Consider the following 11,812-nt stretch of genomic DNA (forward strand, 5'->3'; position numbering starts at 1 on the left):
CTGCGCAGGCGGCGCACACTTTGACACCTGGTCCGGCGTGCGGGCGTGTGCAACCGCCGACACGTATGGCACGTGGCCGGCCCGATCACCGCGCCGGTCTGGGAAGCCGCCTGGAGCCTGGACTCAGCCCTACCGCGGCTCGGTGACCCCGAATAGGCTTCGGCGATGACTGGTGTGCTCAGTGGTGCCCGAGACACGGCGAATCCCCTTCGCCAGCTCACGATCGATCAGCTCCGGCAACGGACGAGCCTCAAATGGCGGGAGTACCCGGACGACGTGCTGCCGCTGTGGGTGGCGGAGATGGACGTGCCGCTGGCCGACCCGGTCGCGCGGGCGATCACCGACGCCGTCGTGCGTGGCGACACCGGCTACACCGCCGGTACGGCGTACCCGCAGGCGCTGGCGGAGTTCGCCCGGCAGCGCTGGGGTTGGAACGGGCTGGCAGTGCAACGCACCGCGCTGGTGCCCGACGTGATGCACGGCGTCGTCGAGGCCCTGCGGCTGGTCACCGAGCCGGGAGACGCGGTGGTCGTCAACTGCCCGGTCTACCCGCCGTTCTACGAGTTCGTGGCGCACGCCGGTCGCCGGATTGTGGAGGCGCCGCTCGGCGGTGACCTGCGCATCGATCTCGACATCCTGGAGGACGCCTTCCGGCAGGCCCGGGTCGGTGGGCGGCCAGCGGCGTACCTGCTGTGCAGCCCGCACAACCCGACAGGCGTCATGCACACCGCCGACGAACTGGCCGCCGTCGCCAGTCTGGCCGAACGGCACGGGGTGAGGGTTGTCGCCGACGAGATCCACGCCCCGGTGGTGCTCGGGGGAGCGCGGTTCGTGCCGTACCTCTCGGTGCCCGGCGCCGAGAACGGCCTGTCGCTGATGTCTGCCTCCAAGGGGTGGAACCTGGCCGGCCTGCGCGGTGCGCTCCTCATCGCCGGCCCCGACGCGGCCGGAGACCTCGCCCGCGTTCCGTTCGAGGTCAGCGACAGCACCAGCCACCTCGGCGTGATCGCCCATACCGCAGCCTTCCGCGACGGCGGCGAGTGGCTCGACGCGTTGTTGACCGGTCTGGACGACAACCGTCGGCTCCTCGCCGCGCTGCTCGCCGAGCACCTGCCGGCCATCCGTTACCACCCCGGTCAGGCCACCTACCTCGCCTGGCTCGACTGCCGCGCCCTGGGCCTCGGCGACGACCCCGCCGCCGTGTTCCTCGACCGTGGCCGGGTGGCGCTCAACTCCGGACCGGCCTTCGGCACCGGCGGTGGCGGCCACGTCCGGCTGAACCTGGCCACCGCACCGGAGCTGATCACCGAGGCGGTACGCCGGATGGCCACCGCCGTCGCCTGAGAAGCCACGTGTCGTGCCACCACCTCAGCCGGATGCCGGGCGCGCTCCGGGGATTCACGCGCTCGACCTGCACGACCTCAGCCGCGACTCCGCAGGCTCGGGCCGTTGACCTGGCTGAGCGAGGAGCGTAGGTCGGTCAGCAGTTCGTGGGCGCTCGTCGCGCGTTCCTCGTCGTGTGCGCGTACTCCCGCCACGAGAGCATCGGTGAGCACCTGAGTGGTCATTCCTTCGCTCACGATGTCTCCGGGCGAGTGGGCGGCCGGCAGTGCGACGCTCACCCGGTCGCCGATCAGCGGACCGAGCGAGTCCGAGACCAGAACCGTGCGCGCGCCCACGGCCTCGGCGTGGTCGAGCACGACCTCCATCTCGCCGCGCAGCCGGCTGGGCCAGTACAGCACCAGCGTGTCATCGCCGGTGACGGTGAGCAGGTCGTCGGCCAGGCGGAACCCGGTCTCGCCGGTGGAGCGCGCGTGCCTGCCCATCCGGTTGAGCTTCAGGGCGAGATAACGCGCGGTCAGCTCGGACGGCCCGACACCGATGCCGATGACCTCCCTGGCACCGGCGATGGCCTCCACGGCGAGACCGAAGTCGGCGTCGACCATTCGTCGGGCGGTCTCGGCGAGTCGCTCGGTCGCCTCGGCGATCACCTGCGACAGCAGAGTTGTCGACTGGGAGCCGGGCCGTTCCAGGCGTTTACGCAGTTGGTCCAGCGGGCTGGTCGCGGCGACCACCTGTTTGCCGAGACTGTGCCGCAATTCCTGCAAGCCCGAATAGCCCAGAGTCTTGGCCGTGCGCACCACTGTCGCGTCACTGGTCTGAGTGGCCGCGCCGATTTGTTGCGCGGTGGCGAAAATGGCCTCGGAGCTGTGTGTACGCAGAAACTCGGCGACCCGACGCTCGGCCTTGCTCATCGTGGCCACCCGGGCGGTGATCCGTTCCGCGAGGGAAAGGCTGGCCAGCTTGCCCGCGAATGCGGCCTCGTCCTGGGGCTCGCCTGTAGTCACCGGCACAAGGTAGCAGGAGCCGTTACTCACGGTCAGTCAGTCAGAATCGCGGCAAGCTGTTCCACACCCCAGCGCAGATCCTCCTCCGAGATGACAAGTGGCGGGCTGAGTCGGATGGTGCGGCCATGGGCGGCGTTGGCGAGGACTCCTCTGCGCAGCAGGTCTTCGCAGACCGCGCGACCGTCCCTCGTGGCCAGGTCGAGACCCGCCCACAGGCCGATGGTCCGGACCTCGGCCACCTCGGCGGCGGGCAGATCGGAGAGTACGTCCGCGAAGACCGTGCCGAGTTCGGCGGCACGTCGCTGCGGCTCGCCGGTCTTCAGACGCCGGACGACGGCGGTGCCGACCGCACAGGCGAGCGGGTTTCCGCCGAACGTGCTGCCGTGCTCGCCAGGCCGGAACACGCCGAGCACATCGCGTCGGGAGACGACGGCGGACACGGGCAGGATGCCACCGCCGAGGGCCTTGCCGAGGATGTAGAGGTCCGGCATGACCTCGTCATGTTCGCAGGCGAACGTCCTGCCGGTGCGGCCGAGCCCGGACTGGACCTCGTCGGCCATCATCAGAATGCCGTGAGTGGTGCACAGTTGGCGGACCGTCCGCAGATAGCCCGGCGGCGGGAGGACGACACCGCGTTCGCCCTGGATCGGTTCGAGCAGGACGGCGACGGTGTTGTCGTCGATGGCTGACCGCAGGGCGTCCCCGTCGCCGAACGGGACCCGGACGAAGCCGGGCGTGAACGGGCCGAACTCGGCGGTCGCCTTGGGGTCGTCGGAGAAGCTGACGATGGTGACGGTCCGGCCGTGGAAATTGCCGTCCACCACGATGATCTTCGCCTGGCCCGGCGGCACGCCCTTGACCTGGTAGCCCCACTTCCGCGCGGTCTTGATCGCGGTCTCGACGGCTTCGGCGCCGGTGTTCATCGGCAGCGCCATCTCCATCCCGGCGAGCTCGGCCAACTCCGTGCAGAAGGTGGCGAGCTGGTCGTTGTGGAACGCCCTGCTGGTGAGGGTCAGCCGGTCGAGCTGGTCGTGCGCGACGGCGAGCAGCTCGGGGTCGGTGTGCCCGAAGTTCAGGGCGCTGTATCCGGACAGCATGTCCAGGTAGCGCCCTCCTTCGATGTCGGTGACCCAGGCGCCGTGGCCCTCGCGAAGGACGACCGGGAGTGGACGGTAGTTGTGCGCGGTGCTGGCTTCGGCGCGCTGGATCTCGTCGGCTGTCGCAGTCATGGGGGACTCCTGTTCATGCCGGATGACGGGGGAGCGGTCGTAGTAGAAACTTCATGCATTGACTAACGCGTAGTCGTTGCTACAGTGTAGCCCACACTGCACAGATCGGGTGCCTTGTAGTAGTCGCTACAGGACGGTTCCCACGACCGAAGGGGCGTCTCCGCCGATGGCGAGTCTCAGGACGATCGAGATCTCCGGTACGTCAGCGCTGAACCGCGGCACGCAGTACGGGCACGCCGCGGCCGACCTGATCGCCGACGCCATCGCGTACTACGCCCGCGCGTTCGAGCACCAGTGCGGCCTCACCTGGGCCGAGGTGCTCGAGCGGGCCCGCCCGTGGCAGCGACTGATCGCCGACGGGTTCCCCGAGCTCCACGAGGAGATGGCCGGGATCGCCGAGGGAGCGGGCGTTTCACTGACCGAGATCGTCACCCTCAACTGCCGTGGCGAAATCATCTATGACCGTGACTTCGGCCCGGCCCGCCCGGCCGACGAGACCGAGGGCTGCACGTCGTTTTCGCTCACCGGCGCGGCGGCAGGCGACGGACATGTCTACTGCGGCCAGAACTGGGACTGGCGACACCAGGCCGCGCCGACGCTGATGATCCTGCGGATCGTGCAGCCACCGAAGCCGACGCTGATCATGCAGGTCGAGGCCGGCCAGATCGGCAGGCACGGCGCCAACTCCGAAGGGCTGGCATTCAACGCCAACGGCCTCGGCGGCCGGTTCGACACCTCCGTCGGTGTCCCGCAGACCCTGATCCGCCGACTGGTGCTCGACTCGTCGAGTGTCTCCGACGCACTGCGGATCCTGGTCGAGACCAAGGCGCACATCGCGAGCAACGCGCTGCTCACGCACCGATCGGGCTACTCCATCGACCTGGAGACCACCCCCGGCCCGATCGGCTGGGAATACCCGTCCGAGGGCCTGCTCGTGCACGGCAACCACTACCAGGCCTTCGTCCCCCCACAACTCGCCGCGACGCACCGGCCAACGGCACCGGACTCGCTGCTGCGCGTACCCAGGGCGCGGCAAGGGCTCGCGGCGGCGGCCGTCGCCGAGAAACCCGCCGACGTGCGGTCCGCCGTGCACGCCGCGATGTCCGACCACCTCGGATACCCCGACTCCCTGTGCGCGCACCCCGACGAGCGCCTGCCCGAGGTCAGACGGTGGTCGACGTTGTTGTCCAGCTGCGTCGACCTGACCACCGGCGAGTACTACGTCGCGGCAGGCACGCCCTGTACGAACCCCTACGAACTTCTGCCCTTCAACCTTTACGAGTAGGAGAGGTCATGCTCAGACGTGGTACAAGGCTCTGGCTCATCGCCGTGCCCTGCCTCGCCGCGACGATGCTCGCAGCGTGTGGCAATCCGTCCGTCACACCCAGCGAGGCCAAGCAGAACGTCAAGCTGGTCGACAGCACCCCTGCCGCGGCGGGTCCCATCGACCAGGCGACCTGGTTCATGGCCAAGGAGCCGGCGACACTCGACCTGGACAACGACGCCGCCGGCGTGAACAGCGACCTGGTCATGGCGAACGTCTGCGAGCGCCTCTTGCAGCTCCAGCCGGACCTGACCATCAAGCCGGGCCTGGCCGAGAAGTACGAGTGGACGAGCCCGAACACGCTGGTGTTCACCGTCCGCAGCGGTGTGAGCTTCCACAGCGGCGCCACGCTGACCGCCGACGATGTGGTCTGGAGCCTGCAGCGGCACGCCGCCGACGGCGGCAACGAGTCCGACGAGTTCGACGGCGTCACGTCGATCGCCAAGACCGGCGACAACCAGGTCACCGTCACGCTCAAGGCGGCCGACGCGGTGTTCCTGCAGACGATGGCCGGTGACGCCGGGGTCGTGCTGGAACGCAAGGTCGCGGAGCCGCAGGGCAAGGCCTACGGCACTCCGAACGGCACCGACGCGTGCTCCGGCCCGTTCAGCCTCCAGTCGTGGAAATCCGGCCAGGAAGTCGTGCTGACGAAGTTCGACAAGTACTGGGACACCAGCCACGTGGCCAAGGCCGGCAAGGTCACCTTCCGCTGGGCGGACGACGACGCCCTGGTCAACTCCCTCGTCACCGGCGCGGCCGACGGCGCGTACCTGGAGAACATCTCCTCGGCGACCCGCCTGGCGACCAGCGGGACCACGACGGTCAGCCAGGGCCGGGACACCCGCGTCTGGAGCCTGATGGTGACCGAACGCGGCGCGCTCAGTGACGTCCGACTGCGCAAGGCCTTGTCTCTCGCGCTCGACCGCGACGGCGTCGCCCGCGCCGCGCTCGCCGGTTTCGGAGCGCCAGCGAAGGAGCCGGTCGGCCCCGGTGCCTGGGGCTACGAAGCCGATGCCTTCCGCGCCGCGTACGACAAGCTGGCCGGCGCGCCGGCCACCCCGTCGGAGCAGGACATCGCAGAGGCGAAGAGGCTCGTCGCCGAGGTGCCGACCAAGCAGCCGATCATCGTGGCCAGTGACACCACGCCGGCCCGCAACGTGATCGCCAACGCGCTGGTCGACGCCGCCAAGAAGATCGGCCTCGAGGCGAGCATCGCGCAGATCCCCACCCAGCAGTACGGCGACTACTACAGCAGCAAGGAGGTGCGGCAGAAGGCGGACCTGTTCACCGACGACTACTACATCTCCAAGAACGACCCCATCGGGTTCTACAAGAACGGCGCGTCCACGTCGACCGTCCAGTGGCTGCTCAAGGACCCGCAGTACGACGGCCTGGTCCAGCAGGCCCGCGCGGCACTGGACGACAACCAGCGCGCCAAGCTGGCCATCGACCTGTCCAACCGCTGGGCCGAAGCGATGCCGTGGATCTCGGTCGTGCAGAGCCCGTCCACTGTCGTGCTCGGCAACAAGGTCACCGGCGTACCCGCCTCCGGTTGCTACCGGTACTACCCGTGGGCGGCCGACCTCGGAGCCAAGGGGGCATAAGTGACAACGGCACTCCTACGGCGGTTCGGTGGCCTGGTGCTGACCCTGGTCATCAGCTCGTTCGTGATTTTCGCGGGCATGTACGCCGCACCGGGCGACCCGGTGACGTTCCTGATCGGCAACCCCGAGAACCTCACGCCGGACAAGATCGCCGCGGTGCGTGCCGAGTACCACCTGGACGAGCCGTTGTGGACGCAGTACGCCCGGTGGGCCACGGGCGTACTGCACGGCGACCTCGGCCAGTCGATGTACTACCAGCAACCGGTATCCGACCTGTTGTCGTCCCGGCTACCGATGACTCTCACCCTGGTCGCCATGGCCTCGGTGCTGTTCGTCCTGATCGGGGTCGGGCTCGGTGTGCTCGCCGCACTGCGCAGGGGCAGCGCCCTCGATTCGGTCGTCACCGGGTTCACCACGTTCGTCAACTCGGTGCCGAACTTCGTGATCGGCCTGGTGTTGGTGGCGGTGTTCGCGGTGCAGCTGCGATGGTTCCCCGTCGCCGGCGACGGTGCGGGACTCACCGACCGCCTCTACCACCTGACGCTGCCCGCCATCGCTCTCGCACTCGGCTCGATCGCCCTGATCAGTCGGGTGACCAGGCAGACGATGACGGAGCAGCAGACGCTCGACCACGTCGAGGCCGCGCGCAGCTACGGCCTGACGACGCGTCAGATCGTCGTACGACATGTGCTGCGCAACTCGCTCGGCCCGGTCGTCACCATGTGCGGTCTGGTCATGGCGGGCATGTTGGCCGGGACAGTGGTGATCGAGAGCGTGTTCGGCCTCAACGGAGTCGGCAAGCTGCTCGTCGACGCGATCAACACCCACGACTTCCCCGTGGTGCAGGCGATCCTGCTGTACATGGTGATCGGCTACATGGTCGTCACGGTCGCCGTCGACCTGGCCTATCCGCTGTTGGACCCTCGAACAATGGCGAGGAGTGACCGATCATGACCATCGAAGCGCACGGGCCAGTCGCGGTGGCGACGACCCGCAAGGCGGCACCGTGGGTGTTCTACCTCTGCCTCGGGCTCCTCGGCCTGGCGGTGGTCGCCGCGGTGTTGGCCGACTGGATAGCGCCGTTCGACCCGTCGGCCACGGACTTCTCGGCGCTGTATCAGCAGCCGAGTGCCGCGCACTGGTTCGGCACCGACCAGCTTGGCCGGGACATCCTGTCGCGGGTGATCCACGGTGCCCGGCCCAGCCTGCTCGGCGCCATCGCGCTGTTGGCGTTCGCCACGGCGGTCGGCGTGCTCATCGGCACTGTCGCCGCCTGGAAACGCGGGTGGGTGGACACGGTGCTGGCCCGGGTCACCGACGTGATGTTCGCGTTCCCCGGCCTGCTGTTCGTCGTACTCGTGATCGCGGTGTTCGACCGCGGCCCGGCGACCGCCGTGATCGGAATGGGCCTGGCGTTCGCCCCGGTCATCGCCAAGTTCACCCGGGCCATCGCGCTGGAGGAGATGGCCCGGCCGTACGTCGACGCCTACCGGTTGCAGGGGATCGGCAGCGTCGAGCTGTGCGTCCGGTACGTCCTGCCGAACCTGTTCCCGACGCTCATCGGCTATCTGGTGGTGCTGTTCGGTGAAGGACTGATGAGCCTGGCGGCGCTGAACTTCCTCGGGTTCGGTGCACAACCACCCAGCTCAGAGTGGGGCCTCATGGTCCAGGAGGGGCGCGGAGGTGTGATCCAGGGAATCGTCGGTCCCGCGCTCATCCCCGGTCTGGTGATCGCGGTCGTCGTGGTGGCCACGAACGTCGTCGGCGTCCGGCTGTCGGACAAGCTCGCGGTGAAGGCCTGACACATGCTGCTATCTATCGAGAATCTGAACCTGTCGGTGCGGGACCACCAGATCCTGCGCGACGTGTCGGTCGAGGTCGCCGAAGGTGAGACGGTCGGCCTGGTCGGGGAGTCCGGCTCCGGTAAGTCGACGACGGCACGCGCGGCGCTGCGACTCGTACCATCGGGCGCGCGGACGTCCGGCGGCGTCACGGTCTGCGGCAACGACATGACCGACCCCGCCATGGTGCGGCAGGTTCGCCGGACCACGGCCGCGATGATCTTCCAGGACCCCCGGTCGGTGCTCAACCCGGTACGCCGCATCGGCGACTCGGCCACCGAGCGACTCGTCCACGTGCAGGGGATGGCCAGGGCCGAGGCCCGTACGCGGATCGCCGAGCTACTCGTCGAGGTCGGCCTCAAGGACACCGAGCGGTTGCTGCGGTGCTACCCGCACCAACTGTCGGGCGGCATGCTGCAACGAGTCGTGATCGCGGCGGCGCTGAGCAGCACGCCCCGGCTGCTGCTGGCCGACGAGGCGACCTCGGCGCTCGACGTGACGACACAGGCCGAGGTGCTGGTCCTGTTGCGGCGTCTGCAGCGGAAACGGGAGATGGGCGTCCTGTTCATCACGCACGACCTGCACCTCGCCGCCGCATACTGCGACCGCGTCTACGTGATGAAGGACGGCTCCATCGTGAACCATCAGAAGGGGAGCGAGATCTTCGCCAATCCCACCGAGCCGTACACCAGGGCATTGGCAGACGCCGTGCCGGTGCTTCCCGAGCGCGACCCGGTGGAGGTGCGGCCATGACCGACGTCGTCCGCGTGACCGGATTGCGCAAGGCATTCGACGCCACCCGCCGTACCACGGGGATTGTCGCCGTCGACGACCTGAGCTTCCGCCTCGGAAAGGCCGACGCGATCGGCGTGGTCGGCGAGTCCGGGTCGGGAAAGAGCACGTTGGCCCGCATGCTGGTCGGCCTGACCCGTCCGGACGCGGGCACCATCGAGTTCGAGGGGCGCGTCCGGGAGTGGCGCGAACGGGGCCGATCCGCGCGGCTACGGCGGGCCAAGGAAGTCCAGATGGTCTTCCAGGACCCGTACGGCTCACTGGACCGGCGGCTGACCGTCGAGGCCGCTCTGCGCGACGTCCTGCGCCGACACCAGGTGGACAGCTCCGCAGTCGACGCGCGGATCGCCGAGCTGATGGACTCGGTCGGGCTGGAGTCGCGGCTGCTCGCGTCCCGCCCACACCAGCTCAGCGGTGGCCAACGGCAGCGGGTCGCGATCGCGAAGGCGCTCGCTGTCGAGCCGGCGGTGCTCGTCCTCGACGAGGTGACATCGGCGTTGGACGTGTCGGTGCAGGCACAGATCCTGGCTCTGCTCACGGATATCCGGGCGCGTACCGGGGTCAGCCTGATCTTCGTCTCGCACGACCTCGCCGTGGTCGGCAAGGTGACCGACTCCATCCTGGTGATGTACCGGGGACAAGCTGTCGAACAGGGACCGACGGCCGACGTGCTCCGCCGGCCACAGCATCCGTACACCGAGATGCTTCTGTCGTCCGCGCCCGGGCCCGGCTGGCGTCCCGAGCGGGTTGCCGAACTGCGCGCCGCGTTCGCAGTAGTTCACGATCGATGAGAAAGGCTGACATGACCAGCGTGCTCTACACCCACGGCTCCACGCCGGTCGTCGCGTCCCAGGTGGACCAACGGCTGCACTACTGCCTCCACGTCCCGCTCGACCTGCCGAGCGACAGGTTGGCCCCGCTCGTGGTGATCCAGCACGGCACCGGCCGTACGGCGCAGAAGTACCGGACCGCGATGCGCGACTTCGCTGACCAGCACGGCGCCGTGATCCTGGCGCCGATCTTCCCGGCTGGCCTGATCGACCCGGACGACGTGCACAACTTCAAGTTCATCTCCTACCGGGGCATCCGCTTCGACCACATGCTGTTGACCATCATCGACGAGGTCGCGGCCCGCTACCCGGTGGATGCCCACCGCTTCTACCTGCACGGATTCTCCGGCGGAGGCCAGTTCACCCACCGATTCCTCTTCCTGCACCCGGACCGACTCGCCGCGGCGTCGATCGGCGCGCCCGGTCGGATCACCCAGCTCGACGACTCACTGCCGTGGTGGCTGGGCACCAAGGAGTTCGAGCAGCGCTTCGGCAAGCCCATCGACCTGGCCGCGATACGACGCGTGCCCGTGCACATGGTGGTCGGCAGCGAGGACGACGATACGTTCGAGATCAACAACCCGGGCGACTCGAACTGGATGGACGGGTGTGAGAAGACCGGCCTGACGCGGATCGAGCGTCTGCAGACCCTGCGACGCAACTTCGAGGCCAATGGCATCGCCGTGAAGTTCGACCTCGTCGAGGGCGTGGGCCACCGGGGCATGGGCGTCCTGCCCACGGTGCGCCAGTTCTTCGGCGACCTGATCGCGAGGTAGCGGCTCCGGTGACAGTGAGGACGTACCGCGTCGCCGTGATCAGAGGCGACGGCATCGGCCCCGAACTGGTCGACTCGGCGCTCACGGTGCTCGACGCCGTCGCCGACTTCCCGATCGAACTCGTCGACGTCCAGGCCGGTGCCGGCGCGTACCGTGCCGAGGGCTTCGCCATGTCCGACGCCGGACTGGCCGTCATCCGGGAGGCCGACGCGACCCTCAAGGGGCCGGTCGGCCTGCCGGACGTCCGGCAGGCCGACGGCACCGAAGCCGGCCTGCTGGGTGGGATCCTGCGCAACGGCCTCGACCTGTACGCCAACGTCCGGCCGATCACCCTGCTGCCGGGCGTGCGATCGGCTCTGCGGGTCGACGACGGCATCGACTACGTGATCGTCCGGGAGAACACGGAAGGGCTCTACGCCTCGCGCGGCAAGGGTGTCGGCAACGCCCACGCGATGACCGACACCCTTCTGGTCACGCGGGCCGGCTGTGAGCGCATCGCCCACTTCGCCTTCCAGTTGGCGTCCCGCCGGTCCGGGGCGCCGGCTGATGGCGTCCGCCGGGTCACCTGCGTCGACAAGGCGAACGTGTTGCGCAGCATGTACTTCTTCCGCAGCGTGTTCCTTGAGGTCGCCGAGCAGTACCCGGACATCGAGGCCGAGTGCCTGTACGTGGACGCCGCCGCGCAGGCGCTGGTCCTGGCACCGGAGCACTTCGACGTGATCGTTACCGAGAACCTGTTCGGCGACATCCTCAGCGACCTCGGCGGCGGCACGGTCGGAGGCATCGCGCTCTGCCCCAGTGGCAACATCGGCGACTCACACGCCTACTTCGAACCGATCCACGGCAGCGCGCCCACGATCGCGGGCCAGGACCGCGCCAACCCGCTGGGTCAGATCCTGGCGACCGCCATGTTGCTCGACCATCTCGGTGAACGGGCGGCGGGCGACAGGATCCGTGGCGCGGTCCGTGCGGCACTGCGCGACGGCAGCGTCAGACTGAACCCCGACGGGACCGCGGCGAGTGGCACCAGGTCGACCACCGACGCGGTGCTCACGGCGCTGGGGTGAC

The 11,812-nt window shown here is 68.8% G+C and carries 11 protein-coding genes; 9 read left to right on the top strand and 2 right to left on the bottom strand.

Annotation, left to right across the window (positions count from 1 at the left end; genetic code table 11):
* Positions 1–165 precede the first annotated feature (165 nt).
* Positions 166–1,344, top strand: coding sequence for a MalY/PatB family protein (locus tag ACLQ28_RS20110; RefSeq protein WP_425687815.1), 1,179 nt, complete (start codon positions 166–168; stop codon positions 1,342–1,344).
* A 77-nt stretch (positions 1,345–1,421) separates the two neighbouring features.
* Here ACLQ28_RS20110 and ACLQ28_RS20115 read toward each other — a convergent pair whose 3' ends face one another.
* Positions 1,422–2,348: a MurR/RpiR family transcriptional regulator gene (locus ACLQ28_RS20115; RefSeq protein WP_425687816.1), complete on the bottom strand. Its 927-nt coding sequence runs from the start codon at positions 2,346–2,348 to the stop codon at positions 1,422–1,424.
* A gap of 32 nt (positions 2,349–2,380) precedes the next feature.
* Positions 2,381–3,577, bottom strand: a complete 1,197-nt coding sequence (rocD, locus tag ACLQ28_RS20120) for an ornithine--oxo-acid transaminase (protein ID WP_425687817.1) — start codon at positions 3,575–3,577, stop codon at positions 2,381–2,383.
* Positions 3,578–3,743: 166 nt separating this feature from the next.
* Between rocD and ACLQ28_RS20125 the strand changes: the two genes are divergently transcribed.
* Genes ACLQ28_RS20125 through ACLQ28_RS20160 form a run of 8 tightly spaced genes read left to right on the top strand, consistent with a single transcriptional unit; the run spans position 3,744 to position 11,811 of the window.
* Positions 3,744–4,862: a C45 family autoproteolytic acyltransferase/hydolase gene (locus ACLQ28_RS20125; RefSeq protein WP_425687818.1), complete on the top strand. Its 1,119-nt coding sequence runs from the start codon at positions 3,744–3,746 to the stop codon at positions 4,860–4,862.
* Positions 4,863–4,870: 8 nt separating this feature from the next.
* Positions 4,871–6,505, top strand: coding sequence for an ABC transporter substrate-binding protein (locus ACLQ28_RS20130; protein WP_425687819.1), 1,635 nt, complete (start codon positions 4,871–4,873; stop codon positions 6,503–6,505).
* Positions 6,506–7,459: an ABC transporter permease gene (locus ACLQ28_RS20135; RefSeq protein WP_425687820.1), complete on the top strand. Its 954-nt coding sequence runs from the start codon at positions 6,506–6,508 to the stop codon at positions 7,457–7,459.
* Positions 7,456–8,307 (top strand): ABC transporter permease, encoded by an 852-nt coding sequence (locus ACLQ28_RS20140; RefSeq protein WP_425687821.1) that lies wholly within the window; start codon positions 7,456–7,458, stop codon positions 8,305–8,307. The genes ACLQ28_RS20135 and ACLQ28_RS20140 overlap by 4 nt, the downstream gene beginning before the upstream one ends.
* A gap of 3 nt (positions 8,308–8,310) precedes the next feature.
* Positions 8,311–9,099 (top strand): ABC transporter ATP-binding protein, encoded by a 789-nt coding sequence (locus ACLQ28_RS20145; protein WP_425687822.1) that lies wholly within the window; start codon positions 8,311–8,313, stop codon positions 9,097–9,099.
* Positions 9,096–9,929: an ABC transporter ATP-binding protein gene (locus tag ACLQ28_RS20150; RefSeq protein ID WP_425687823.1), complete on the top strand. Its 834-nt coding sequence runs from the start codon at positions 9,096–9,098 to the stop codon at positions 9,927–9,929. The genes ACLQ28_RS20145 and ACLQ28_RS20150 overlap by 4 nt, the downstream gene beginning before the upstream one ends.
* Positions 9,926–10,744 (top strand): hypothetical protein, encoded by an 819-nt coding sequence (locus tag ACLQ28_RS20155; RefSeq protein ID WP_425687824.1) that lies wholly within the window; start codon positions 9,926–9,928, stop codon positions 10,742–10,744. The genes ACLQ28_RS20150 and ACLQ28_RS20155 overlap by 4 nt, the downstream gene beginning before the upstream one ends.
* 35 nt (positions 10,745–10,779) lie before the next feature.
* On the top strand, positions 10,780–11,811 hold the full coding sequence (locus ACLQ28_RS20160) for an isocitrate/isopropylmalate dehydrogenase family protein (RefSeq protein ID WP_425687825.1): 1,032 nt from the start codon (positions 10,780–10,782) through the stop codon (positions 11,809–11,811).
* Position 11,812 lies beyond the last annotated feature (1 nt).

The sequence above is a fragment of the Micromonospora sp. DT201 genome, from assembly GCF_049841575.1.
GTDB lineage: Bacteria > Actinomycetota > Actinomycetes > Mycobacteriales > Micromonosporaceae > Micromonospora.

Bases quoted from the DNA above. Each gene is read 5' to 3' on its own strand.
- ACLQ28_RS20140 (WP_425687821.1), top strand. From the start codon at position 7,456: ATGACCATCGAAGCGCACGGGCCAGTCGCGGTGGCGACGACCCGCAAG.
- rocD (WP_425687817.1), bottom strand. From the start codon at position 3,577: ATGACTGCGACAGCCGACGAGATCCAGCGCGCCGAAGCCAGCACCGCG.
- ACLQ28_RS20150 (WP_425687823.1), top strand. From the start codon at position 9,096: ATGACCGACGTCGTCCGCGTGACCGGATTGCGCAAGGCATTCGACGCC.
- ACLQ28_RS20155 (WP_425687824.1), top strand. From the start codon at position 9,926: ATGAGAAAGGCTGACATGACCAGCGTGCTCTACACCCACGGCTCCACG.
- ACLQ28_RS20125 (WP_425687818.1), top strand. From the start codon at position 3,744: ATGGCGAGTCTCAGGACGATCGAGATCTCCGGTACGTCAGCGCTGAAC.
- ACLQ28_RS20130 (WP_425687819.1), top strand. From the start codon at position 4,871: ATGCTCAGACGTGGTACAAGGCTCTGGCTCATCGCCGTGCCCTGCCTC.
- ACLQ28_RS20145 (WP_425687822.1), top strand. From the start codon at position 8,311: ATGCTGCTATCTATCGAGAATCTGAACCTGTCGGTGCGGGACCACCAG.
- ACLQ28_RS20110 (WP_425687815.1), top strand. From the start codon at position 166: ATGACTGGTGTGCTCAGTGGTGCCCGAGACACGGCGAATCCCCTTCGC.